The following is a 26,118-nucleotide window of genomic DNA, read 5'->3' on the forward strand; positions in this document are numbered from 1 at the left end:
AAAGGAGGTTTGCTGTACCTCCAAAGGACGAAAATATCGTTTCTTCTTGAGCATATGCATGGGCCGGATACAGCCACTCTTTCCACTGCCTGTTCAGCAACCGTTCCCGGACATATAGCCGAAACCCCGGCAACTCTGGTACACTATAGAAAAATTTTGAGAATGATATCGTTTTCTTATTGATTACCGGGGGGAAGGAGGCAGCTATAGATGCATGCAGGTTGGCGTCTTTCGATACGGCGCAGCATTTTTATCAAATTCAGTCTCGCTTTTATTCTGGTCGGGCCCATCCCGATCGCATCGCTTGGCTATTGGCTGCTGGATTCATTCTCCACCCAGGCGGAGCGTTACAACACAAGCAATCTGGAGCAGATGATGCTTTACTTGTCCAAAAATTCAAACCAGGTGATCGATGAATACGATAACCTGTCCAAGCTGATGTATACGAACCCGGACCGGTACAATCAGCTGTACGATGTGCTGAATGCGACAGGTGTAACAGCGGACGCGCAGCGAAACACCGTTATGGACGATTTTCTGAAAACAATCATCAGCTCCGACCGGTATATTCAGAACGCCCTGTTTATCGATGAAGGCAGGGACTTGATCTATACACAAAGCAGGCAGTCCAAGCTGTTTGAGGAATCTGAATTCCGCAGTCTCAATTGGGGGGGAGAAGTCAAAACCAATTTGAAAGGGCTGAGCTTCTTCTCGACTCATCCGGAGCAGTACTACTTCGGCTCCAAACGGCAGGTTGTCACGTTCGCGCGTAATCTGATCGACAAGAGCACAACGCTGGAAGGCCATCCGCATGTGCTCGGCACGCTGTATTTCGATGTGGATTTGAATGTGTTCGTCAATCTGCTTGCGGATATCAATTTGAATGACAAGGATATCATCCGGATCGAAACGTCGAGCGGCACCGTCGTATACGAAAATCACGGCCAGGATATCGGCAGGCCCGCCGATCCGCGGGCGGAGGAAGGTGATCCCGCTATGACGATCGCCTACGATCAGCCCATCTCCAGCATCGGCCTCATGCTTAAGGGGCGCTTCTCCAAGCAGGAAATGAACAACCGGTTGTCTCAATTCCAGGATGCGCTCGTCTTCGCCTTGGGCGGCTGCATTGTTCTGCTTGTGGCTCTTGCAATCGTTTTCTCGCGCCGGTTCACCAAGCCGATTCTCAACGTCATCCGTCAGATGACCAAGATGGAGTCGGGGAATTTGAATATACAGGTGCCGGTCAAGTCGGAGGATGAAATCGGCCAGCTCGCCCATGGCTTCAACCGGATGGCCAAACAGCTCGAACAGTTTATCAAAGAGGCGTATCTGGCGGAAATCCGCAACAGGCAGTCGGAGCTGAATGCACTGAAAAGCCAGATCCGGCCCCATTATTTATACAACACGCTGGAAGTGATCCGCATGTGCGCAGTGACGAGCGACAATATGAAAGTGGCCGATATGATCCATTCTCTCTCCAATCAGCTCAAATATGTCCTCGATTACGGAGAGGATCTGGTGACGCTTGCGCAGGAGATGGATCATGTCCAGAACTATTTCCGTCTTATCCGAATCCGCTTCGACGACACGATTCAGCTCGAAATTAACATGGATGAAGACATTCCTTTAAGCTCGCCGATGCTGAAGCTGTCCATTCAGCCTCTGATCGAAAACGCGGTGCAGCATGGCATCCTGCCAAATGGCGGATGGGGGAAGATCCGCGTGAATATTGTGCGAACGGACCAGAATCGCCTCACGGTAACCGTCATTGACGACGGTATTGGAATGGAGGAGAGCAAGCTGCATCAGTTGTCGAGCTATCTGATGGGCTTGCCCATGGACAGCGAACGGCTTCATGTAGGACTCAAAAACGTCCATGACCGTCTCTCTTCCCTGTTTGGCCACGCTTATGGCCTTGCGATCAACAGCATTCCCTATGTAGGCACATCCGTCCGCTTCAGCATACCGCTTGTGAAGGAGGAGACCGACCATGCTAAACGTTCTGCTGGCTGATGACGAGCCGTACATTATCCGCGGGCTGGCCAAGCTGATTGACTGGGAATCGCTCGGCTTTACAATCATCGGGGAGGCTTATAACGGCAGGGAGCTGCTGAGCTCGATCGAACGGAGCCTGCCGAGTCTTGTTATTGCCGATATATCGATGCCGGGCATGACCGGCATTGACGTACTGAAGGAAATCCAGTCCCGCGGACTGTCGACCAAGGTTATCTTCGTCAGCGCTTATCAGGAATTCTCGTATGCCAAGGATGCTGTATCGTACGGCGCCGTCGATTATTTGGTTAAACCGGTCGACAGAGCCAAGCTTGAGGAGGTTGTTATGCGGACGGCGGCGCTTATTCGCGAGTCAACCGTACAGGTAACGGCGCAAAGCCGGCTGCAGGTGTTCGAGAAGCAGCAGCAGCAGCAGCGCATCGGTGAATTGTTCGAACGGCTGACCGACCGGGAGCGGCTCGGCGATCTGGCTGAAACAGCCCGGGAACTCGCCGGGAAGCATCCCGGGAAGTGCATCTCGGTTATCCTCGTAAAGCCGGATGAAAGCCCCGAGACATCGGGCCGTTGGGCCGAAGGAGAATGGAAGCTGCTGCAGTTCGCAGCGCAAAATGTTATGGAGGATACGGTCCGGGAAATCGGCGTGGGCTGGGTAGTGCCGAAACGGGAATGCGTCTATGCGATTGTCGCGTTCAGCCCTCAGGAGGCAGAGACGGCTGCACGGCGTATGCTGGAGAGATTGAACCGCTTCCTGAAAGTCCATGCTGCCGTAGGCACTGCGGGGCCGGATTCTCTGGACCGGATCGGAGAAACCTATAAGCGGGCGGAAGATGCGGCCGCATTCCAATTTTTCGTCGGCGGCAACCGGGTGTTTGCCGATGCCGCGCTGCCTGCGGCGCCTCCGCGGGCGATGCGCTCTCCGGAGGAGCTCGAGTCCGAGCTCGTCAAGGCGATGGGAGCCGACCGGGCGGAGGATAGGGAGCTGCTGCTCGCAGGCTGGCTGCAGGCGGTCCGCTCCTACTCCTGGGGCAACCGGGAATATGCGGTGCAGCTTGGATTGACGACTCTGATTTCATGCTACCGGGAAGCGTTCCGTCTGGGCAAAATCTCCGAGGCAAGAGATGAGAGCGTGCTTGCCCCAAAGCTGCGGGGCTTCGAGACGCTGGATGAGCTCGGCAACTTCGTGCGGCTGGAGCTCGAACGTCTTCAGGGAATCCATTCCGGCCGGTCCGTCTCCAAGGAGGCGGCGCAGCTGAAACAGGTGAGGGAGTATATTGCCACGCATTACGCTGAGGAGATTAACCTGGAGAGGATGGCGGCGCTCGTCTATATGAATGCATCCTATTTCAGCAGCTTTTTCAAGAAGCATACCGGCCAGAATTTCAAGCAGTATGTGACGGAAATCCGGATGCAGCATGCGCTCCGCATGCTTCTGCAAACCGACAGTATGGTTTATGAGGTTGCGGAGCGCGTCGGCTACAACAATGCCAGGCAGTTCAGTGATATGTTCAAAAAGCATTACGGCAAGCTGCCGAACGAGTACCGGTAACGCCATTCGACTGCTGCGCATGCTTAAGCGGCCCCCGTCATGTCCGCCAGAGACGAACGCCCGGAAGAGGCGCGCGTTATGAAACTGCAGGACAGCCGGCAATCAGCTGCGGCCCCCTCGCCCGAGGGGGTTTTTGGCATGCTCGTTTCAGTCTGCCAATGAATGTTCCAAAAAAACCTGCACACCGCTCTCGAAAAACCGCATTTAAGCGCTTTGCCGCGTATGGTACTTTTAAGAAGCAACAAGGATGTCCTTGCCGACAGCGCGCATCGGCAAACCGCATGAATTCTTGCATATGTGATAAAAGGGAGGCTTTTAAAGAAATGAGAAAAAAATTCACCTACACGCTTCTGGCCGTAGTGGCCAGCTGTTCGCTTGTCCTGAGCGCTTGCGGAAGCAGCGGGAACAATGGCGGCACTTCCGGCAATGAGGCGTCAAACGCGAATCAGCCCGCTGCGGGAAATGAGCAGGCCGATAAGAAAGTGACGATGAATTTCGTATACGCCGGAGGCGACCCTGCTACGAAACAGGCGATTTCCGATGCGGTGGACGCATTTACAAAAACGCATCCAAGCATCACCATCAACCAGGAGCCCTCCGGCTCTGGCCCCTATGCCGACTTTCTGAAGACCAAGGACGCCGTTGGCGAATTTCCGGATTTTCTGGAGATGCGCGACACGCAAATCTATGCGGACGCCGGCAAGCTGGCAGAGCTGCCAAGCGACCTGGTGGACCTGATCGATAATGCCCCGAAGGTAAATGACAAGTATTATGTGCTTCCATTCACCAGCGTAGCGCCGAACGGCATCATCTACAGCAAAGCCTTGTTCGAGAAGGCAGGCATTACGGCAGAGCCGAAGACGTATGATGAATTCCTGGCCGACACTCAGAAAATCAAGGATCTGGGCGTATCGCCAATCGTCATCGGCGGCAAGGATGTCTGGCATATGGGATTCTGGGTCAATAAATACCTGATGGATCAAGTGTTTATCCAGAACCCGGACTGGAACGCTCAGCGTTCTGCGGGCAAGGTGTCCTTCACGGACGCCAATGTTGTCAGCGCCATGAAGGATTTCACGGAGCTTTTCGATAAAGGCTTTGTGGATAAAGGCTGGCTCAGCACCGCCGACAACCAGACGGCTTCTCTGCTCACATCCGGTAAAGCGGCCATGCTGTACTCCGGACCGTGGATGTTTCCCACCATTGCAGAAGCGGATCCGAGCTTCGAATTCGACTTCTTCCCGCTGCCTGACCGCGAAGGAAACCTTGTTGTGAACGGCTTGTTGTCGCCGCAAGGCTTGTCGCTGTCGGCGGAAGCGGCGAAGGACCCGGATAAAGCGGCTGCTTTCTCGGAATTTGTAAAATTCTTCTTCTCGCCTGAGCAATACGGCAATTACCTGAAAAGCGCCAACGCCATTCCATCCACAAAAGAAAAAGTAACCTACGAGGCCTCTCCGCAGCTGCAAAAGGTCATCGATCTTATGGCTGACCCCAATGTCAAGAAATCGGCGACGATTAACGGCTTCTGGGGAGAGAACCAAATCCCGCCGCAGTTCCGCGACTGGTTCTACAAGCTCGCGCAGCAGTGGGTATCGACCGGCAAGCCGTCCGTCGAGGACGCGATGAAAATGGCGGACGAAGAGTGGGATAAAGAAGTGAAAGCGAAAAATCAAACCTAAAAAAAGAACCGGATTCATAAGGCCCCTTCTTTATTTGGAAGAGGAGGGGCTTGATCCAGGGGAGAATAGTGCGATGGGAAACCAGACTGCAAACAAAAGCGATTACCGAGGGGGCACTCAGCCGTGAAGAGCAATAGGAAAGCCCGCTTCGACCTTCATTATTACCTGTTCCTGCTGCCGGCCTTCCTGCTGTTCACCGGATTTATCGTCGCACCGGCCATCAGCAGCATCTATTATAGCTTTACGAATTTTGACGGCGTCAATCCGGCAACGATGAATTTTATCGGCGCTGCGAATTATAAGGAAATGATCGATAGCGACAGGGTTCATAATGCATTTAAAAATACGATAATTCTGACTGTAAGCCTGATGATTCTGGAGAATATCGTCGCGCTTGTCCTGGCCGTTCTGGTCGATCAGGTGCGGTGGTTCAAAAATTTCTTTCGCAGCGTATTTTATTTGCCTGTGCTGATCAGCGGGATCGTGATGGGCTTTATTTGGACCATCCTTTATAATTTCAACTTCGGCGCCATCAACCAGATTCTGACGAAGCTCGGGCTTGAATCATGGGCAATCGATTGGCTCGGCGATCAGCGCTACACGATGATTTCGATTATTGTCGCCACCGTTTGGAAGGGTGCCGGTTATTATATGATCATTTATCTGGCGGCTCTGCAGGGCGTGCCGCAGGATTTGGGAGAAGCGTCGCGTATTGACGGAGCAAACAGCTGGCAGCAGTTCCGCCATGTCACCTTTCCGCTGCTCGCGGGTGCCGTCACCGTCTGCATGACGCTTGCGCTCATTAACGGTCTCAAAGTATTTGACCAAATCGCGGTCATGACGGACGGGGGACCCGGCTTTACATCGGAAACGATGACTTACATTATATACAAGGTCGCATTCGCCGAAGGACGTCAGGGATTTGGCACGGCGCTCGCCATTGGTCTGTTCGCGCTGATTCTGATCACCACCGCCATCCAAACCTTCATTCTGCGCAAACGGGAGGTGCAGCTCTAAGTTGGCCAACCGCAAACGGGCAGGGGAAGTCCTGCAAATGCTCATTCTTGTCGTCCTGTCGGTGATCTTCCTGTTTCCGCTCTATTTCAGCTTTATCTCCGCCTTCAAAACGAACGGGCAAATTCTGAACGATTCCATGAAGCTGCCGACCAGTCTCTACCTGGACAACTTCCGGTTCTTGTTCCAGGAAACGAAATTCGTACAGGCGATCTTCAATACCACATACCTGACCATCACCTCGATCATCGGCATGATTCTCGTTATCCCGATGGCTGCTTACGCACTGGAGCGCAAGGAATCCAGGCTGAGCAATCTGCTTTATTTATATTTCCTGATGGGCCTCATGATCCCGTTCCAGATCTACATGGTACCGCTGTTCCGGGAGATCAACTGGCTGGGGCTTTACGGTTATTTATCGAGCCCGATCATCATCTATGTCGCCGGTTCCATCAGCTTCGGCATTCTGCTTTATACGAGTTTTCTGAAAGGGGTGCCGCGGGAAATCGAGGAAGCGGCGCAAATCGACGGAGCAAGCCGGATGGGGATTTTCTGGCGCATCGTTTTCCCGCTGCTCGCGCCATGTACAGCCACATTGATCGTACTCAACGGCATTGGCATATGGAATGATTTCCTGCTTCCGCTGCTGATGCTTCCGGGTAACGGCGCCAAGACGATCAATGTGGAGATTTTCTCCTTCGTCGACCAGTTCGCATCGCGCTGGGACATCGTGTTCGCCGGAACGGTCTGCGCGATTTTACCGCTCATCGTCGTTTTTGTCTTCCTGCAGCAGTATTTTGTGAAGGGGATCTCGTCGGGGGCGACAAAGGGGTAAAGGGAAAAAGGTAAAAGGGAATATTCACAAGCCATCTCCGCCAACCGGCCAATGAAGTGGGAGTACGGAATCTGACAGCAGATTCCGTGCTCCTGTTTTTTTATCCTTTCAGAATGAAGGAAGCAGCAATTCTGTCTAAAACGGTCAATTTTGCGGTGTGCAGTCTACCTGTTAAAAGTTCACTTATGCCCAAAGAAGGGGCATACAGCGGATGCCATTGGGCTTAACGGACGCTAAAGGTATTGGCGGCGAAGCATATTGTGGAGGGTGCAGCAGAGAATGCGTTCCATCCTTCCGATGTAACATCTCGATTTGGGATGCCAGTCTGCATCCGACAGTTTGGCGAAGGGACTGGATGAATAATCCAGAACCTTGCGGGGAAACTAACCGGCAGGTCTGTCCTATTCCTGATGCTGGAACGGTTCTGGCATATGGTTGAATTATCCACTTGACTTGGAGTGAACTCCAGATTGTATCATGAAGGAGCTATGCCTTTTATCAGATCACGAACAGCAGAAAGGAGGATTGGAAAGTGGAGGAGACCTTCGCCATTGCAGAGTTTTCTAAGAGGACGGGATTGAGCCAGGACACAATCCGGTATTACGAGAAAATTGGGCTGCTGCCAGCACCCATGCGAAGGGCAAATGGACAAAGAGAATATGTCAAAATCGACTTGGACCGCGTACTTTTCATAACTCATCTCAAAAGAACAGACATGTCGCTGAAGAAGATTCTGGAGTATGTGACACGGTCAAAAGATAAAGATTATGAGGAATGCTACAGCATTCTTGACGCACATAAGCAGCATATTGAATCTCAGCTCGCGGACATGCAGACTACTTTGGATATTTTGAAATATAAGCTGGATAACTTTCAGGCGTTAAAGACAGGCAAGCGAACTGAAGATATATAAATAATAACGGCTCTATAAGGGAGATTAACGATGCAGACTCATAATAATGAAATAACCAAACAAGTCCCCATTAATTCCGGATTCGGCCCAAGGACGACTGCCCGCGAGGCTCTGGGCGGACAGAATCTAAGCGGAAAAATTGCAATTGTGACCGGCGGATATTCAGGTCTTGGACTTGAAACAACGCGTGTTCTTGCCGAAGCGGGAGCAACTGTTATTGTGCCGGCACGCACACTGGACAAGGCTGAAGCTTCCGTCGCGGGCATTCCAGGGGTGGAGATTGGGGTATTGGATTTGATGAATCCGGCCTCTATCGACGCTTTCGCCCAGCGTTTTCTTGAATCGGGCCGCCCGCTGCACATCCTTGTTCATTCCGCCGGTATTATGGCGACTCCGTTAGCGCGTGACGGACGCGGCTATGAATCCCAATTTGGGACGAATCACCTGGGCCATTTTCAGCTTGCGGCGCGCCTCTGGCCAGCCTTGAAACAAGCAGAAGGCGCAAGGGTCGTGTCTGTCTCCTCGAGGGGGCATCAATTCGCCGAGGTTGATTTCAACGATCCGAATTACGAGCATCGGGAATACGATAAATGGATGGCCTATGGTCAATCCAAGACGGCTAACGCTTTATTTGCTGTTGAACTGGATAAAAAGGGCAAGGCTTATGGCGTCCGTGCCTTCTCCGTCCATCCGGGAAGCATCATGACTGATTTGGCTCGCCATCTAACCGATGATGAACTGCGCGCCATGGGCGCGATTGACGAGCAGGGCGAGCGGGGCTTCAAGGAAACCAACGATGAATTAAAGACCATTCCGGAAGGGGCGGCCACCATCGTCTGGTGTGCTGCCAACAAGCAATTGGACAACAAGGGCGGCGTTTATTGCGAGAATGTCGAGATCGCCGAGGCTATCCCGGCAGACGGCAGTCTCTTCGGGAAGCCGGGTGTATACCCATGGGCTATGGATTCGGAATCTGCCGGGAAATTGTGGAATTTGAGCGAGGATCTAACCGGGGTGAAATTCACCATTTAAATATGGCTGCTGCTTGAGAGCCTGGCTGCCGGAAATAGTTCCGGCAGCCTTTTTTTGCATTCCGGCAGAGCGGCTTATGTGGAAGGCAGCAGCTTTTCTTCTGCACAATAGGGTCAAATCGTGTCGGTGACCATCGTCTGAGAGTGTCGCCATCCAATCATTTGGCTTGGCAGAAGTGAAAAACGGATATGGAGCGTGAAGTGCTGGCGATTGAATGGCTGCGGTGCTAAAAACGAGACGGGCAGGTTGAAATGCGGCATGATTTTTTTGAACGATTTAACAGAATTTAGTCCCTGAAGCCCCGTACAGGCACGGATGGGCCGCCGCCTACATACACTGTAGAACAGACTTCAGTGTTCACCGGATGTGGGGGGACGACAGTCCGCAGCCGGCAATTCAACCTTGGGGGTGGCCCGCTCAATGCCTGGTTTGTTTGCTGCTATCGCACTGTTCATTAAACAATTAACGCTGCTCGTTTCCTATGTGAAAAACAACGCTTTTCCGCAACCGCTTCAAGAAGAAGAGGAGATCAAGCATCTGCGGCTTTTTGCAGAGGGCAATCAGCATTCCCGAAACCTGCTCATTGAGCATAACCTGCGGCTGGTGGCGCATATCGTCAAGAAATTCGACAACACCGGCGAGGATCTGGAAGATCTGATTTCCATCGGCACGATTGGTCTGATCAAAGCGATCGAGAGCTTCCAGACCGGCAAGGGCACGAAGCTTGCGACGTTCGCCGCCCGGTGTATTGAGAATGAAATACTTATGCATCTGCGTTCCCTGAAGAAGACCCGCAAGGATGTGTCCCTGCATGATCCCATCGGGACGGACAAAGAGGGCAATGAAATTACACTGATCGACATCCTTGGCACGGAAGCCGATGATGTCGCAGACCGGGTGCAGTTAAAAATTGAGAAGAGCAAGATCTATAAAAATCTCGATATCCTCGATGACCGGGAGAAGGAAGTAGTGGTTGGCCGCTTCGGTCTGCTCGCCGGCGGGGAAGAGCGGACACAGCGAGAAATCGCCAAGGAGCTTGGCATCTCGCGCAGTTATGTGTCACGGATCGAGAAGCGGGCGCTGATGAAGCTGTATCATGAGTTTTATAAGGCGAAGCGATAATTGTGAATGGATCGTTACATCGGGAAATCTAAAGGGGTTCGTAACCCTTTTAGATTTTTTTGGTTTTTGGAGGATTCGCAAGGTTGGTGGAACATGAGAAACGGTTCAGTTCTCATTCCTTGACCTGTCCAGTAAACCAAAGTTTCCGAAGCTGCTCGCTATAGGAAGACGGCAGCTCGATGTTGTGTCTGCGGCTGGGCGATGCCAATCCCGACGCCGGATGCCGGGGGTAATTTTTGCAATGAGTTGATTTTGTTTGTCCTACGATTTAAACTTCATAGTAAAGCGTCCTCCGGGATGATGGGAATGCTAGCGAAGCACGTTACAGGTAAAAGCCGGACAATAACGTCCATAAGGCATCTTGCGAAGGTGTGATTCTAACGACAAGGAGTGATTGGAATGGATTATGTAACATTGGGCAGGACAGGTTTAAATGTAAGCGTTATCAGTTTGGGTGCCGGAGGAAGCAGCAGGCTGGGCATTCAAACGGAGCGGAGCGGACAACATGCCGCGCAGATCGTGCATAATGCGATCGAACGGGGAATCAATCTGATCGATACGGCAGAGGCTTACGGTACCGAATCCGTGGTTGGAGCCGGATTGAAGCATGTTAAAAGAGAAGATGTCATTATTTCAACCAAATATTCTCTTCGCGAAAGCAAGGGATTAAAAAAAACGGAAGATTTCGAAAAAAGTGTAGATCAAAGCCTGGCCAACTTAAACACTGACTATCTCGATATTTATCATCTGCATGGTGTGGATCATACCGATTATGATTATGCAGTCCAGCAGCTTGTGCCCGAAATGATTAAAATGAAAGAAAAGGGTAAAATTCGCTTTTTGGGAATTACCGAAGCGTTCGCTTCCGACTCGACGCATAAAACACTGGAACGAGCGATACAGGACAATTGCTGGGATGTCATGATGGTAGGCTTCAATCTGTTGAATCAGAGTGCGCGCGAAAAAATCTTTAAAACTGCCGTTGCCAAAAATATCGGAGTTCTCGATATGTTTGCCGTAAGAAGAGCCTTGTCTCGACCGGAGGTCCTGATCGAATTACTCAATGAGTTGTTTGACAAAGGACTGCTGGATGCACGTAAAGTGGACCGCAATAATCCATTGGGCTTTTTGGTGCATCCGGATGGGGCACAAAGCATTGTGGATGCGGCTTACAGGTTTTGCAGGTATGAGCCGGGAGTCCATTCCGTGTTAATGGGGACGGGAAATTTGCAGCACCTGGCCAATAACATCGAATCGGTGAGCAGAGGACCATTGCCTGAGCAGGATACCCAAAGATTGAAAGACATTTTTGCGGGGATCGACAGTATTACAGGAAATTAGAGTTAATATCCAGTTTATGATTCTTAAGTCAGATTAGGATGAACTGTATCGCAGCCGAAGAGCTGCTCATTGAACATATATCCCATTGTGGAGGAGCTTGCTTCGGGCAGCTCCTCTTTCGGTTTTATTGAAGGATAGGGCAGGGCTGTCGTGGCGTGGGGGCAAGCAGACACGCGCTTCATGTTATCCATCTTAATTTATTCCAATTTAACGGGTTAACATTTTCCAACTACAAAAGAGCAAATTAACCCTATACTACTAATTGAGAACGCTTGCAAAGATATTAATGAATATGAAGGGGGATCAGATTTTGAAAAAACAAATGACGGTTTGGCTCGGAATATTACTGTTGGCTGTGATGGTAACGGCCTGCGGCGGGAACAATTCATCGAGTCAGAACAACAGTCCGGACGCATCCGGCACAGCCGACGTCGAACAACCGCAAAAGGTGGAATTGAACCTGATGCTGACGGGGCTTGGACGCTTCAAGGAGCAGTTCGACCAGTATTTGAAACAGTTTGCGGTCAAGGAGAAAGCGGAGAAGGGGATTGACGTCACTTACAATATGGAAATGCCATCGGATGCCAATTTGCTGAAAACGCGTTTGGCGAGCGGAGACGCACCGGATATTTATTCCTTGCATGCCGCTTTTGACGGTCCGGTCTTCGAAAAAGGAGGCTATCTGCCGGATCTCTCGAACGAGCCGTTCGCCGGCAAATTAATAGAAAGCATTCGCAATGTCGTGACGATTAACGGCAAGGTTATCGGTGTTCCGATGGAAAGCTTCTCCTGGAGCTACTTGTACAACAAGGAGATTTTTGAAAAATACGGTTTGAAGGTGCCGACGACGTTATCGGAAATGAAACAAGTGGTCGAAACCCTGAAAAGCAACAATGTGACTCCATTTATGCTTGCTTATAAAGAAGAGAGCTTCCCGGGATGGCTTACGCAATTGAGCTTCGAATCGGTTGCCGCCAAGCAGGTTCCGGACTGGTGGGACCGGATGAACAAGGGGGAAGCGTCCTTCAGCGAATTAAAGGATAAAGGGATGTTCGATATTATCGATCTGGTCAATGCAAACGGGACAAAACGCCCGCTGGAGACCGGCGCGGATGACGGGCTGGCGAAATTCGCGAACGGCGAAGCCGCGATGTTGATTACCGGCACTTGGTATGCGGACAGCATTCTGAAAGCGAATCCGGATTTCAAGCTGGGGCTCGGCGCTTTGCCTGTCAATGATGATCCGGCGTCCACGATGGTAAATCTGGCGGTTTCCACTACGCTGACCGTTTATCCGGAAAGTCCGAACAAAGCGGTTGCCGTCGACTTTCTGAACTACATTTTGGATGACAAAGATTCTTCTGCTTTCTTTGATCAGCTAAAGTTTAACAAAGTGGCCTCAAACCAACAAATCAGCACGTTCCCTTGGACCGAGCAGGGAAATCAATACGTGGAGAGCGGCCACTCGTATCTGGATCAATCCATACCGCAAGCTGCCAATGAAGCGATAGGCAAGATGTCTCAATCCTATTTCGCAAAACAAATTACGCAAGATCAGTTGATTGCAGAATTGGATAAAACCTGGAAAAATTCTCTCAAAGTTCAAAAATAAATCTATGGAGAAGGGCGGCAGCCGTTAACGCTGCTGCTTTTCCTTCCAATAGGCGGTGATTGGGATGTACCGGACTCTGAGATCCAAACCTTGGATTCCCCTGCTGGCTTTCGCGGCGCCGGCGTTGTTTTTTTATGTGATTTTTCTATTGATTCCGACGATCGGCGGCATCTATTACAGCTTTACGGATTGGAACGGTTTATTCCGGCAGTATAATTTTGTCGGCTTCAGCAACTATATCGAAGCGTTCACGGAAGATTCCAGATTCATATATTCGTTGTTTTATACATTAAAATATGTGGTTGCGATCGTCCTATTGCAGAATATAGTCGGAATATCTCTGGCGGTATTGGTGGAAAGCCGGATACGCACCCGCACCAAATCCGTGTTCCGTACCCTGTTTTTTATGCCCAATATGTTTAGCGTATACATCAGTACGTTGATGTGGACCTTCATTTTCTCGACGGTATTCCCCCAGCTGGCCGACAAGACTATGCTGAGCTTTCTGGACCAGCCCTGGCTGGGCTCCGCGAATATGGCTTTTGTATCGATCCTTCTGGTATCCATCTGGCAGGGGGCAGGCTACTTGATGGTCATATATATCGCAGCTCTGCAGGGTGTTCCGCGGGATTTGCAGGAAGCTGCAACCATTGACGGAGCGACGCCTTTTCGTAAATTCCTTCATATTACCCTGCCGATGATTATGCCGGCCATTACGATATGCGTCTTCCTGACCCTGAACGGATCATTCAAGATCTTCGAAGTTGTGTACGCCCTGACAGGAGGAGGTCCCGGCTACAGCACGGAGGTCATTGCCTTTAATATTTATCAGGAGGGGTTTGCCAGGGATTTGCGTTATGGATACGCGACTGCCAAAGCAATGATTTTATTTCTGATTATTTTGGTCATTACGGTGACCCAGGTTGCCGTCTTGAAAAAGAGAGAGGTCGAAGCATGAGGAAATCGAAATCATCCTTTCTCTTCTCGTTGTTGATTGTTGTGCTGCTGGCTTGTGCGACTGTATTTTTCCTGTTTCCCATCTTGCTGGCCATAATGAACTCATTGAAATCGCAAGGCGAGATGTTCAAGTCGGTTATTCAATGGCCGAAGGTGCTGCACTGGGAAAATTACCGGTACGTGCTGACCGAAGTTCATATTTTAAGTAATCTGTATAATACATTCATCATTACATCCCTGTCCATCATCGGAATTATTGTCTGCAGCGCACCTGCCGGATACAAATTATCGCGCACGCCCGGAAAGTTCAGCGCTTTTATCTTTTTTCTGTTCCTGTCTTCCATGCTTATACCTTTTTACTCTATTATGTTTTCACTTATCCAGATGGCGACTGCTCTGAACATTCAAGGCTCGATCTATCGTCTTCCCTTGATCTATATTGGACTTGGCGTTAACTTCGCGATCTTTTTGTACCACGGGTTCGTTAAATCCATTCCAAGAGAGCTGGAAGAATCCGCTCAGATTGACGGGTGCGGACAGCTGCAGACGTTTATAAGAATAATTTTTCCGCTGCTCATACCCATTACCTTGACGATCACGATTCTCGATATTTTATGGGTGTGGAATGATTTTATGCTGCCGCTGATTATGCTGACCAACTATAAGAGTTACACGCTTGTATTGCTGGCGAGCACATTTTTCAGTCAGTATTCGAATGAATGGTCCTACATCTTAAGCATCCTTGTTCTCACCTCGCTGCCCGTGATCCTGGTGTATCTCTTCTTCCAAAAGTATATCGTGCAGGGCATCGCCGATGGAGCGATCAAGGGCTGACAAGAGAAGGAGAACGCCATCATAAGAAGGGAGTAACCCGATTTGACCATATCTTATCCGAAATTGTCCGAGGAACTGCGGGTTCGTCGCCTACAGCCGCCTGCCGGTAAAATCAACATGGTATTGGACACCGATACCTATAATGAAATCGACGACCAGTTTGCGATTGTTTACGCCCTGCTCTCGAAAGACAAGATCAATCTGCAAGCCATTTATGCCGCACCCTTCCACAATGAGCTTTCCGATGGGCCGAAGGACGGCATGGAAAAAAGCTATGATGAGATTATCCGCATCCTGGAGCAAATGAACGAGCCCGCTGGAGGGCTCGTGTTCCGTGGATCGGAAGGCTACTTGCCGGGACCGCAAGAGCCGGTAGACAGCGAAGCGGCCCGCGACCTGATCGCGAAGGCGATGGCCGCCCCCGATGACGAACCTCTTTATGTCGTGGCAATCGCAGCGATCACGAATATAGCGTCTGCTATTTTGTTAGAGCCGCGCATCATCGAGAAGATCGTAGTGGTGTGGCTTGGAGGACACGCGCTCTGGTGGAACGACGCGACGGAATTCAATTTGAAGCAGGACGTTCCGGGCGCTCAGGTACTGCTTGACTGCGGCGTGCCGCTTGTGCTGATTCCTGTCCTCGGCGTCACCACGAGCTTGTTAACCACGCTGCCGGAGATTGATGCGCATGTCAGAGGGAAGGGGCGGATTGGCGATTTTCTGGCCGAACGCTTCAAGAACTGCTCCGATGACCACTTCGGATACTCAAGAGTGATCTGGGATATTTCAACGATCGCCTATTTGCTGAATCCCGCTGCTGTTTCAACAGAGCTCGTCCCGAGCCCTTTACTTACCGAGCGGGTCACTTGGAGCAAGGATTCGAGCAGGCATTTGATCCGCTGCGCAAGCTTCGTGCATCGAGATGCGGTATTTAAAGATTTCTTTCGTAAACTGGCTGCCGCAGCCGGAGAACAAACCCAAATAAAGGAGTGACCAGATCATGCATAGAAAAATATTAAACGTTGGCTTGATCGGTCTTGGCGAAGTTGCCCAGGTCATTCATCTACCTGTATTGGAATCGCTTCCCGATTATTTCCGGATCACGGCATTATGCGATATATCCCCCCGTTTGCTGGAGCATCTGGGGCATCGGTACGGGGTTGAGAATCTGTATACGGATATGTCCGATCTGGTCAAACAAGAAGATTTGGATGTTGTTTTTGTCCTAAACAGTGATGAATATCATGCCGATTGCGCGATTGAGGCGATCAGCCGCAATAAGCATGTATTCATCGAAAAGCCGATGTGCCTAACAAATGCGGAAACGGATGCCATTATTGCCCTGCGCGACCGGCATCAAGTCGTCGTGATGGTCGGCTATATGCGCCGCTACGCGGCCTCCTTTGTCGAGGCGGTACAGGAAATCGGGGGACTTAAGAACATCACGTACGCCAGGGTCAGGGATATCATCGGGCCGAATCACTATTTCATTCAACCTACCAGCCGAACGGTTTCCTTCGATGATATTCCGGAGTCGGCCAAGGCCGACCGGAAGGCCAGGGCGGAACAAATGGGCATCGCAGCGACAGGGTTGAAGCCTGACTCGCCAATATTCGGTGTTTACCGTTTCTTGACCGGCTTGGGAAGCCATGATTTGTCGGCGATGCGGGAGGCTTTGGGAATGCCGCAAGGAGTCATTGGAGCCAAAGTTTCGCAGCAGCAGGGAAGTATATTCCTTACCGCTATATTCGATTATGGCCATTTCTCCGTCGTCTATGAAACCGGTATGGATCAGCAGGGCAGATTCGACGCCCATATTGAGGTTTACTCCAGTCATAAATCTGTTAAAGTGCAGTATGATACGCCGTATATCCGCCATCTTCCTGTCAAATTATTCGTCAGCGAAACGGAAGGAGAGACCTATAAGGAATCTGTAATCAGACCGACGCTCACAGACCCGTATACCCTCGAATTGAAGGCTTTGCACCAAGCAATAACAGAGAATGGAGCGGTAAAAACGACACCGGAGGATTTCAGGGAAGATCTGCTCCTATTCGAAATGATCATAAATAAGTTAAAATAGAGGTATGCCGAATCGACTGCGTATAAAACTGCTTATCACCTGCCGATCATTCATGGAGTCCTTCTCCGGCAGCATTAAAAAAAAGATGTTTCTGGTGCTGGTGCTGCTGACCTGCATTCCTCTCATCATGTTAACCGTTGTCGCCATCCATAATGCCCAAGATCAGCTGGAGGCTGAGATTATGGGGTCGAACTTATCCAAAATCGAATGGTCCGGAACTTTTCTCGACGATCAGATTCAAATCCTGGACCAGATTCTGTTCTCCGTGATGAACGATCAGAGTGCTACGCAATTCATGGAGAACGCGCAAAACCAGGATGAGGCGCTTGATTTCACTCTGCAGAAAAATCTGTTCGCCATATTGTCGTCGCAAAATTTGGCGAACCTGAACAGAATAAGCGAGATCACGGTGTTCAAGAAAGAGAATGAGCGAAGTTATTCCGTCCGAAACGGCGAGGAACGGGTTCTTCCCAATCCAGGGACGACAGCCCCCTGGAACTCGCCCGGAGGCAGAAAACCGGTATATGTTTTTGTCCCGGACTCAGACCAATTTACCATGTACCGCAACTTATACCGGTTTATTGACCGCAAGCTGGTGGGCGGAGTCGCTCTTCAAGTGAACTGGAGCATGTTCGATCCCATCTTCAAGTCGCTGGGCAGCGATGATAAAAGTACAATCCTGGTTCTGGACGAGTCGGGAAATGTCGTGAACATCCCCTTTGAGGGCAGCTCTGAAGCAGTACTAACGACCTCTGTGGTGAAACGGATCGAACAGCATTCCGGGGAACATTTTCTCAAAGACGACGCCCATTATATTTTTTACCAGTCTTTTGCGGATGGTAAAATGACGATCGTGAAAATGATTCCAACCAGCGTCGTATCCGCGAGCAGCAACAATACGTTAAGGTTCGGGATTGGGATCGTGACGATTCTGATTATCGTTTCTGTTACCGCTTCCAAATTTATCGCGAACAAAGCGGTTTCTCCTATATTAAAGCTTGTAAGGGCTATCACGTGGACCGAGGAGACGAACAGCGACATCTATGTCGGACATAACCGCAAAGATGAAATCGGCTGGCTGGAGCAGAAATATGCCCAGATTATCCGATCGCGGTATCAGATTTACATTGAGAAAAGAACAGCCCAATTGAAAGCGCTGCAGGCGCAGATTAATCCCCATTTTCTGCATAATACCCTGCAATCGATCGGAGCGATGGCTGTAATTAAGGATGTCCCGGAAATTTATCACATCATCCAGGCGATCAGCAGCAATCTGCGATATACGATGGGAATGGGAAATGACCTTGTCACCTTGCAGCAGGAATTCGATCATGTCAGCAATTATCTGGTCATACAGAAATTCAGAATCAAGGATAAAATTACGGTAGAATGGGAAATTGATCCCTCTGCAGCCGACTGCCTCATACCGCCGCTCACGCTGCAGCCCATTGTTGAAAACGCATTCGAGCACGGATTCCAGCATAAAAGAGGAAGGTGGATCATCGGAATCAGGACGCGATGCGACTGGGAAAAGCTGTACATTGAAATTACCGATAACGGTACCGGTTTATCCCCGCAAAGGGAGCTTGAGCTCAAACAAAGCTTAATGCGCAATATTGAAGAGATAATCGAAATTAAAGAAAGCATGGCTCTCAGCAACATTCAGGCACGCATCAAGACCCAATTCGGATCAGAATACGGATTGGAAATCGAAAGCACGCTTCATGGCGGAACTCAAGTGACCATTGTGATCCCAAATACGTCCGTACAGGGAGGCGGTTCAAATGGCTAAGCTGCTTATTGTGGAAGACGAATCGTTGGTTCGCGATCTCATTAAGAAATTCGTGGCGCAGGCTATTCCGGATATGGAGATCATCGGCGAAGCGGATAACGGGGAAGATGGCCTCCGCATGATTCAGGAATTGAATCCGGATATCGTCATTACGGATATGAAGATGCCTCTCCTTGACGGAATCGAGCTGCTGCGGATCCTGGATTCGGATCAGCCGAATATGAAGGTGATTGTCCTGAGCGGGTATGATGACTATAAGTACATGCATCAAGCGTTACGCTCGGGTGCGGTTGAATACCTGCTGAAGCCGGTGGATCCCGGACAATTGACCCAGGCCTTGCAATTATGCCTCAAGGAATTGCAGCAGCATCGCCACCAATTATCCGAGGTACTGGTGACCCTTCCCCCAGGGATACTGGTTATATTGAATGATTACAAGAAAAATGCCGCCGCGCATTTGAACGAGTTAGCCATCAAGTCTGTAGAAGACGTATTGACGGCATGCATCAGCCATCTGGATTCTCAGTTCGATTGCGGATCGGCGCAGTGGCTCCGGATCTACCATGAGTTTCTGATTACTCTCGAACAATTCACGGCGATGGAAGGACTGGAGCTGAACGGTGTGCTTAAAGAGAAGGATCTTCTTGGGCATATGCCGTCAAAGCTCAATGCATCGGATGTACTTGAAGCGATCAAAAGAATTTATAGAGAAGCGATGGACTTCATTCTTGTCATAAGAAGGGACCGCAAAAAAGTAGACTTACAACAGATCTTTGATTATGTACAACAACATTACGCGGATGACATTTCCCTGGGGTCGTTGGCACAGCGGTTCTACGTGAGCAGGGAGTATCTCAGCAAAAGCTATAAGCTCCAGTTCAGGGAAAACATCATGGAACAAATCATTCGCCTGCGCATGCAATCCGCTAAATCCTGGGTGATGAAGGATGACATCCAAATCAAACACATCGCGAAGAGGGTAGGCTACGAGGATGCTTCCTATTTTGATAAAGTATTCAAGAAATATTATGGTGTGTCTCCCTCGGAGATGAGAAAGTAAATACGGCGCGCGCCGTATCGGAATGGAGAGATAAATAGTGAATCGGAAATCCGCTCAAGGTACGTATTCAGGGAGCCGCAATTCGCATGTTGCATTTCCGCTGGGAGGAATCGGAGCCGGCATGTTTTGTCTGGAAGGAACGGGCGCCATGTCTCATTTCTCCCTTCGCAACGCACCGGACATTACCCATGAGCCGCTGATGTTTTCTGCTGTTTGCGTGAAGGACAGCGAGGGCAGCGTGGCACGGGTTCTGGAAGGGCCTGTGCCGGATTGGAAAGTGTTCAGCCACCGGTCGGATCGGTTTGTCGGTCCTGGAAACGGGCTCTTTGGCAAGCATTATGGGCTGCCGCGCTTTAAAGAAAGCGTATTTGACTCGAAGTTTCCCTTCGGAACAGTGGAGCTTCGCGATCCGAAAGTGCCTGTTGATGTGACGATAACCGGTTGGAGCCCTTTTATCCCCTTGAATGCCGATGATTCGAGCTTGCCGGCAGCCGGACTGGAATTTACATTCACTAACCATACGGATCGGAGCGTAGAGCTCGTCTATTCTTTTCATGCGGCTCATTTCATGGAGGAGGGCGCCGGCAATCATCGCGTGATCCGTGCGGAATCGGGAAACGGCTTCGTCCTGGATCAGCCGCCCATTGAACATAAGCCATGGGCGCAGGGGGCGTTCAGCGCTGTTGTCGATCATCCCCGTGCGGCCGTGGACTGTGCCTGGTTCAGGGGAGGCTGGTTTGATCCGCTGACGATGATCTGGAAGGATATCGAGTCCGGACGCTGCCAGAACAAACCTCCGGTGGACACGGGTAAGCCAAGTCCGGGGGCGAGCATCTTCGTACCGATGGAGCTCCAACCGAATGAGCGGCAGACGATCCGCCTGCTGCTGTCCTGGTTCGTACCCGAAACGAATTTGACTGTAGGTGTTCCCGCCGCAGCTCGGCAGCAGAGCGGTAACGAAGCTGCGGACAAACCGGCATTTCATAAACCATGGTATGCCGGAAGGTTTAAGGATGTAGAGGAGGTTGCTGATTATTGGCTGCGCAGCTATATGCGATTACGTGTAGAGAGCGTCCGGTTCAACGACAGCTTCTACGGCACGTCGATGCCTGCCGAGCTGGTGGAGGCGGCAGCGGCGAATCTGTCCATCCTGAAGTCGCCGACCGTGCTCCGGCAAACCGATGGCAGGTTTTGGGGATGGGAGGGCTGCGAGGATACGAAGGGCAGCTGTCACGGAACCTGTACCCATGTCTGGAATTATGCGCAAGCTCTGCCGCATCTGTTCCCGGAGCTCGAACGTGGAAATCGCAATACCGAGTTCGGGGAAGGTCAGGATGAGCATGGTCATCAGAACTTCCGCATCCCGCTGCCGATCGTTCCGGCAGATCACGATTTCCATGCCGCAAGCGACGGGCAGCTCGGCGGCATCATGAAGGTATACCGGGAATGGCGAGTCAGCGGAGATACGGAGTGGCTGCTCGCAATTTGGCCCAAGGTGAAAAAGAGCCTTCATTACTGCATGGAAACCTGGGATCCGGAAGGGCTGGGCGTACTCTCGGAGCCTCATCATAACACCTATGATATTGAATTTTGGGGTCCTGACGGCATGTGCACATCGATCTATCTAGGCGCGCTCAAGTCAGCCTCGCTCTTGGCGGAAGCAGCCGGGGATCAGGCCGAAATCTACAAGTCCTTGTACCGCAAAGGCAGAGACTATATGGACAAGGAACTGTTCAACGGTGAATATTATGAGCAGAAGATCGTTTGGCAGGGGTTGAGAACACCATCTCCGACAAGCGGGGAACAGGCTTGGAATGTAAACTATTCGGCTGAAGCACTCGAGCTGATGAAGGAAGAAGGTCCGAAGTACCAGTACGGACAGGGGTGCCTGTCAGATGGCGTCATCGGAGCCTGGTTGGGAGAAATGTGCGGGCTTGAGGACGTATTGGACCGGGATAACGTCCGCAGTCACCTGCTCAGCATCTACAAATACAATCTGAAAAGGGACTTGTCGGAGCATGTGAATCCGCAAAGACCCGGTTTCGCGCTTGGCAGCGAGGGCGGACTGCTCCTGTGCACTTGGCCGAGAGGCGGAAAGCTTACGCTGCCCTTCGTATACAGCAATGAAGTATGGACGGGGATTGAATATCAGGTGGCCTCCCATTTGCTCTCGCTCGGCTGCATAGAGGAAGGCCTGGATATCGTACGGATTTGTCGTGACCGTTTCGACGGCCGGACGCGCAATCCGTTTAATGAGTATGAATGCGGCCATTGGTACGCGCGCGCTATGGCTTCCTACGGTCTGCTCCAAGGCTGGAGCGGGATCCGTTATGACGCATGCGACCGGACAATGTACTTCACCAAGAAGGCGTCTGGTGACTTCAGCAGCTTCCTCTGCACATCCAGCGGTTACGGCATAGTCGGCATACGCGAGGGAGAACCCTTCGCAGACGTTAAATCGGGTAATATCGATATCGAACGTTTCCAGTTTAAAGAAGAAATTTAATATATGGGCAGCGCAGCTGCTGCCGGACGGAAACGACTCTACAACGTTATAACTGTGGGTGGTTTTCACTTTGCCATTTATGTGACGAACGATATGGTATGATGCTCATGAAATTCATAATTGAAGAACTTTTTGCAGCTCAAGGCTTGTACCGCTCATTTTGGGAGAAAGGCAACAAGGCACGGAACAGGACATTCTCCAGCCAGACTTTGGCGAACAATGTACTAGCAGGCGATCAGCTCTAAAATAGGTTTAACAGATTACCAGCCATGAGGCCGCGGGATCATTGCCCTACAGAAACGAACAATTATGAAAAAACTGCAAAAGTTCAGGTTTTACACAGAAGGTCGTTCCTTGCTGCATAAATAACTCGGCGAAGCAGTGGCTGCGGATACCGGGAAGCAATAATATAGTCGTCTCCAACAACCGCTGCTTGACGGACCATTATCCGCTGAAGCAGCGGTTGTTTTGCTGAAATCATCAATCGGTGCAGCCAGGGACAATATTTTGCTGTCAGAAACGAAGGATAAATTTAATGAACCATAATAATCATGCATTTCTTTCTTATTGACAATGAGAATTATTATCAATTAAAATGTTGTAAATGGAAATAAAGGAAGGGTGGCAAAGGAGGAGAGCCGTTTATGAACGTGCCGGAACAGTTGAACAGGATCAATCAACAATTGACGAGCAGAAACTACAAATTGACGATACAGAGAGAAACGACCGTACGGGTTTTATTGGAGAATGAAGAGGATCACATTAGCGCTGAGGAAGTATTTATGCGTGTAAAGAACAAGCACCCTGAAATTGGGCTGGCCACGGTTTATCGGACGCTGGAGCTTCTGACCGAGTTGCATATCGTTGAAAAGATGAACTTTGGCGATGGGGTGGCCCGTTTCGACCTCCGTGGAGATGATCATGAGCATATGCACCATCATTTGATTTGTACCGTTTGCGGGGAAATGGAGGAAATCAAAGAAGACTGGCTCTTGGAAATGGAGATGCGTCTGGAACGTGAATACGGCTTCTCGGTGAAGGACCATCGCCTGGAATTTACGGGCACGTATAAGACTTGCGAAAGAAACGGCTGCAAGCGGGAATGCGAGGCGGTATCCTAATGATTGAAGCTAAAGAAGCTTGAAGCAGGACGATCGGGCTTCTTTTTTCTTGCTTCTTTATCAATGTGGACGTCAAACTATTTTTGTTCGCGTGACTCAAGAGCAATCATCAATACGATGATCGTATCCGGAATGACGAGACGAAGGAAGTGATGTTTCGATGAGGAGAAGGGAATCCAAGGAAGAGCCTTCAACTCGTTGAACCGCACCTGGTTTAAGCTGACAGAAATCGACCGGTCAACAGAAACAAAATTCGGCTTCTAACTGGGCTTGCATAATCGACTGCGTCGGCTGGAACATGATATACAGATGCTTGTCAACGGATTCGTGTTGTTTGTGTCATATCCATTTTATCCTGATATTGCTTGGGCGACACACCCATGCGTTTGAGGAATATCCGGTAGAAGTACGAGTAACTGTTGAATCCAGCGGATTCGGCCGCCTGCTCCAATGTCATGGAACTGAAGCGAATCCGTTCACAAGCGATATGAATCCTTACTTCATTAACATAATCTATAATCGTTTTTCCGAATGCTTCTTTGAACAAGTGAGTCGTTCTGGATACGCTCAGACTTGTGTAATCGGCTATATCCCGCAGGGTGATGGATCTCGTAGCATTACGTTCTATATATTGTTTGATACGGTGAGTGACGAATAATTTTTTTTCGTTATTTCCCTTATTATCCAATAAAACTCTGTCAATATATCGAAGAAATATGCGCAGCAGATAATCCAGCACATCCGGATCTTCTTCTTTTACCCGACGTTTCTCATAGAGGATCTGTTTCCAAATGTTCAACAGGGCATCATCAATAGGCACACAGTTTCGCTGAGCGTATGACCTGCTTCGCCACCATTCGTCAATCCCCGCTCCAGTGCAAATCAGGAAAAAATCCGCGCAGATGCAATTCTGATCATTTATGTCTTCCTGATTGCCAATGCTGATAAAATAAGGATCTCCGGGCTTGTATAGTAACAGATCGCCCGTATAAACCTTCTCCAACTTTCCATCGATAAGCATTTTGCTTTCACCCTGCACCTGCAGCCGAATCAGATAGTTTTGCAAACCCGACCTCACATCTGCGTTAAAGGGCTTAAAATGGACAGAATAGCCAACGGCGTTTACTTCTCCTATGATCTTGTTATCCAACCAACATCACCGTTTCTCATCAATAGCATTTTCCTAAATTATAGCAGCAGTTCTTTCATGTTGCTACTCCATCGCTGATTATGACTCAGGTTTCTTCGTCACCCTCCCCCAGCAATTTTGCCGTTAATACTCCTATCAGAAGCGCCCATACCGGCGAGGCAATATCCAGTATAGTGAATGGAAAAGCTGCGATCAGGAAGCAGACGATCACCGAGAACCGATAACCGGAAGCGCGCGACGCCGACCGGAGGCAGCCGGTCAGTATGCCGATCAGGGAAAATCCGGTAATCAGAGTTATGAACGGGGCAGGGAGAATTTTGATAAAAGGCACCACAAGCCAAGCCGCCAGGCCAAACAGGATCACCCATACCGCGGATACTACTCCTGCCAGATAACGTCTATCGTGAGGTCCGGCTTCGTCGCTGCTGCAAATGACCGTCATCATCCCGCCGATGTTAGCGCTGTGGGCGCCAAAAAAACTGGCTGCGGTTGTGGCAATGCCGGTCATAAGGAGGGTACGGTCCATAGGCGGCCGATACCCTTGCTTCTGAAGTGCGGCCAGACCGACAGCAACATCATTGCTCAGAATCAGAATGGCGACAGGAATCGAGATGGATACTGTGCCCTGCAAGGTAAAAGACGGAAGAAACAATGACGGCGCAATAAAATCCGGCAGCGTGAGCACTGGAAGAGGGGATCCAAATCCAAGGGCAAGGCCTCCGAATACGATCGCACCGAGCAGAGGAGGAACATGAGTGCGAAACCGGTAGGCCAGCAAGAATCCGATCATGCTCATCATACTGACGAGAGGAGCATCGCGCACAGCCGAGAACATGTTGATGACAAAATGCAGTATCAAGCCGGCCAGCATGGCATCGAGAAGAGGTTTGGGCAGGTGGCTCAATAATTTGCCGAACCATCCGCTCCAGCCGAGCAGGAAGATAATCAAGCCAGCCATTAAATAACCACCTGACAACTCGCTGAGTGTAAACCTGTTAATGACTGTGCTCATATACGTAACCACGGCAATGGAATGCACGCCTCCGAACGGAAGACGGTAAAAGACGGATAGAAGCAGGTTAAGCAAACCGCCGAACACATAGGCGGCAAAGAACCATGCAATCAGTTCTCCCCTGGAGAAGCCGGCTCCGCTTGCAGTAGTCAGAATCAACACAGCCGCTCCGGTGCATGCCAAAGAAGCAGAGATCGTTCCGCTTACAAGTGCGGGTTTAATGCTGCTGACGGCGGATATCGGCTTGCTGCTGTTATCGGCGCTTTGCATTTGCATGCCGGATCACTCCTTAGATTGGCCATTCGATCTACATACATTTTACTTTTTAACACAACGTATACGCAATTTCAATGTAATACTCATATTTGCACTTATAGCTATATAGTGCATCGCGCAGTCATATTCTTCATGTACTATCCATAAATGACGTGGTTAAATAGGTACTGAAACGGAAGCGCAATCATTGATCCGGACATCGATTGGGCTTGTTATCGAA

At 50.2% G+C, this 26,118-nt stretch carries 20 protein-coding genes; 18 read left to right on the forward strand and 2 right to left on the reverse strand.

Annotated elements, in window-relative coordinates:
* Positions 1-210: 210 nt before the first annotated feature.
* The 18 genes from AC0YOA_RS07690 (at position 211) to fur (ending at position 23,460) form a co-directional block, all read left to right on the forward strand.
* Positions 211-2,013, forward strand: a complete 1,803-nt coding sequence (locus tag AC0YOA_RS07690) for a cache domain-containing sensor histidine kinase (protein ID WP_475786100.1) — start codon at positions 211-213, stop codon at positions 2,011-2,013.
* Positions 1,991-3,559, forward strand: a complete 1,569-nt coding sequence (locus AC0YOA_RS07695; RefSeq protein WP_475786101.1) for a response regulator transcription factor — start codon at positions 1,991-1,993, stop codon at positions 3,557-3,559. The genes AC0YOA_RS07690 and AC0YOA_RS07695 overlap by 23 nt, the downstream gene beginning before the upstream one ends.
* Positions 3,560-3,882: 323 nt before the next feature.
* Positions 3,883-5,238: an ABC transporter substrate-binding protein gene (locus tag AC0YOA_RS07700; RefSeq protein WP_475786102.1), complete on the forward strand. Its 1,356-nt coding sequence runs from the start codon at positions 3,883-3,885 to the stop codon at positions 5,236-5,238.
* Between the two features lie 123 nt (positions 5,239-5,361).
* Positions 5,362-6,255, forward strand: coding sequence for a carbohydrate ABC transporter permease (locus AC0YOA_RS07705; protein ID WP_475786103.1), 894 nt, complete (start codon positions 5,362-5,364; stop codon positions 6,253-6,255).
* A gap of 1 nt (position 6,256) precedes the next feature.
* A complete protein-coding gene (locus tag AC0YOA_RS07710) occupies positions 6,257-7,087 on the forward strand; it encodes a carbohydrate ABC transporter permease (protein WP_475768901.1) in 831 nt (276 codons plus the stop codon).
* Between the two features lie 532 nt (positions 7,088-7,619).
* A complete protein-coding gene (locus AC0YOA_RS07715) occupies positions 7,620-8,000 on the forward strand; it encodes a MerR family transcriptional regulator (protein ID WP_475786104.1) in 381 nt (126 codons plus the stop codon).
* A gap of 30 nt (positions 8,001-8,030) precedes the next feature.
* Positions 8,031-9,032 carry an oxidoreductase gene (locus tag AC0YOA_RS07720; RefSeq protein ID WP_475786105.1) on the forward strand — a complete coding sequence of 334 codons (1,002 nt, stop codon included), beginning with the start codon at positions 8,031-8,033 and terminating at the stop codon, positions 9,030-9,032.
* A gap of 420 nt (positions 9,033-9,452) precedes the next feature.
* Entirely contained in the window at positions 9,453-10,154 is a 702-nt protein-coding gene (gene sigK, locus AC0YOA_RS07725) for an RNA polymerase sporulation sigma factor SigK (RefSeq protein WP_210037962.1), read from the forward strand.
* 399 nt (positions 10,155-10,553) lie between these two features.
* A complete protein-coding gene (locus AC0YOA_RS07730; protein WP_475786106.1) occupies positions 10,554-11,495 on the forward strand; it encodes an aldo/keto reductase in 942 nt (313 codons plus the stop codon).
* Between the two features lie 310 nt (positions 11,496-11,805).
* On the forward strand, positions 11,806-13,107 hold the full coding sequence (locus tag AC0YOA_RS07735) for an ABC transporter substrate-binding protein (RefSeq protein ID WP_475786107.1): 1,302 nt from the start codon (positions 11,806-11,808) through the stop codon (positions 13,105-13,107).
* A gap of 64 nt (positions 13,108-13,171) precedes the next feature.
* On the forward strand, positions 13,172-14,065 hold the full coding sequence (locus tag AC0YOA_RS07740) for a carbohydrate ABC transporter permease (protein WP_475786108.1): 894 nt from the start codon (positions 13,172-13,174) through the stop codon (positions 14,063-14,065).
* Positions 14,062-14,898 carry a carbohydrate ABC transporter permease gene (locus AC0YOA_RS07745; protein ID WP_475786109.1) on the forward strand — a complete coding sequence of 279 codons (837 nt, stop codon included), beginning with the start codon at positions 14,062-14,064 and terminating at the stop codon, positions 14,896-14,898. The genes AC0YOA_RS07740 and AC0YOA_RS07745 overlap by 4 nt, the downstream gene beginning before the upstream one ends.
* 42 nt (positions 14,899-14,940) lie before the next feature.
* Positions 14,941-15,891, forward strand: coding sequence for a nucleoside hydrolase (locus AC0YOA_RS07750; protein ID WP_475786110.1), 951 nt, complete (start codon positions 14,941-14,943; stop codon positions 15,889-15,891).
* A gap of 7 nt (positions 15,892-15,898) precedes the next feature.
* On the forward strand, positions 15,899-16,981 hold the full coding sequence (locus tag AC0YOA_RS07755) for a Gfo/Idh/MocA family protein (protein ID WP_475786111.1): 1,083 nt from the start codon (positions 15,899-15,901) through the stop codon (positions 16,979-16,981).
* A gap of 4 nt (positions 16,982-16,985) precedes the next feature.
* Entirely contained in the window at positions 16,986-18,773 is a 1,788-nt protein-coding gene (locus AC0YOA_RS07760) for a sensor histidine kinase (protein WP_475786112.1), read from the forward strand.
* Complete coding sequence (locus tag AC0YOA_RS07765) at positions 18,766-19,833, forward strand: response regulator (RefSeq protein WP_475786113.1); 1,068 nt, start codon at positions 18,766-18,768, stop codon at positions 19,831-19,833. Before AC0YOA_RS07760 ends, AC0YOA_RS07765 begins: the two co-directional genes overlap by 8 nt.
* Positions 19,834-19,870: 37 nt before the next feature.
* Entirely contained in the window at positions 19,871-22,339 is a 2,469-nt protein-coding gene (locus AC0YOA_RS07770; protein ID WP_475786114.1) for a GH116 family glycosyl hydrolase, read from the forward strand.
* A gap of 644 nt (positions 22,340-22,983) precedes the next feature.
* Positions 22,984-23,460 carry a ferric iron uptake transcriptional regulator gene (gene fur / locus AC0YOA_RS07775; RefSeq protein ID WP_475786115.1) on the forward strand — a complete coding sequence of 159 codons (477 nt, stop codon included), beginning with the start codon at positions 22,984-22,986 and terminating at the stop codon, positions 23,458-23,460.
* Positions 23,461-23,776: 316 nt separating this feature from the next.
* Here the strand turns inward: fur and AC0YOA_RS07780 are convergent, their stop codons facing one another.
* Complete coding sequence (locus AC0YOA_RS07780; protein ID WP_475786116.1) at positions 23,777-24,526, reverse strand: AraC family transcriptional regulator; 750 nt, start codon at positions 24,524-24,526, stop codon at positions 23,777-23,779.
* A gap of 169 nt (positions 24,527-24,695) precedes the next feature.
* Entirely contained in the window at positions 24,696-25,898 is a 1,203-nt protein-coding gene (locus tag AC0YOA_RS07785) for a benzoate/H(+) symporter BenE family transporter (RefSeq protein ID WP_475786117.1), read from the reverse strand.
* Between the last annotated feature and the right edge of the window lie 220 nt (positions 25,899-26,118).

The organism is Paenibacillus sp. JT22N12, from assembly GCF_056269365.1.

Excerpts from the sequence above, each read along its gene's own strand:
- AC0YOA_RS07690 (WP_475786100.1), top strand. The coding sequence starts at position 211 with ATGCATGCAGGTTGGCGTCTTTCGATACGGCGCAGCATTTTTATCAAA.
- AC0YOA_RS07695 (WP_475786101.1), top strand. The coding sequence starts at position 1,991 with ATGCTAAACGTTCTGCTGGCTGATGACGAGCCGTACATTATCCGCGGG.
- AC0YOA_RS07700 (WP_475786102.1), top strand. The coding sequence starts at position 3,883 with ATGAGAAAAAAATTCACCTACACGCTTCTGGCCGTAGTGGCCAGCTGT.
- AC0YOA_RS07720 (WP_475786105.1), top strand. The coding sequence starts at position 8,031 with ATGCAGACTCATAATAATGAAATAACCAAACAAGTCCCCATTAATTCC.
- sigK (WP_210037962.1), top strand. The coding sequence starts at position 9,453 with ATGCCTGGTTTGTTTGCTGCTATCGCACTGTTCATTAAACAATTAACG.
- AC0YOA_RS07730 (WP_475786106.1), top strand. The coding sequence starts at position 10,554 with ATGGATTATGTAACATTGGGCAGGACAGGTTTAAATGTAAGCGTTATC.
- AC0YOA_RS07740 (WP_475786108.1), top strand. The coding sequence starts at position 13,172 with ATGTACCGGACTCTGAGATCCAAACCTTGGATTCCCCTGCTGGCTTTC.
- AC0YOA_RS07745 (WP_475786109.1), top strand. The coding sequence starts at position 14,062 with ATGAGGAAATCGAAATCATCCTTTCTCTTCTCGTTGTTGATTGTTGTG.
- AC0YOA_RS07755 (WP_475786111.1), top strand. The coding sequence starts at position 15,899 with ATGCATAGAAAAATATTAAACGTTGGCTTGATCGGTCTTGGCGAAGTT.
- AC0YOA_RS07760 (WP_475786112.1), top strand. The coding sequence starts at position 16,986 with ATGCCGAATCGACTGCGTATAAAACTGCTTATCACCTGCCGATCATTC.
- AC0YOA_RS07765 (WP_475786113.1), top strand. The coding sequence starts at position 18,766 with ATGGCTAAGCTGCTTATTGTGGAAGACGAATCGTTGGTTCGCGATCTC.
- fur (WP_475786115.1), top strand. The coding sequence starts at position 22,984 with ATGAACGTGCCGGAACAGTTGAACAGGATCAATCAACAATTGACGAGC.
- AC0YOA_RS07785 (WP_475786117.1), bottom strand. The coding sequence starts at position 25,898 with ATGCAAATGCAAAGCGCCGATAACAGCAGCAAGCCGATATCCGCCGTC.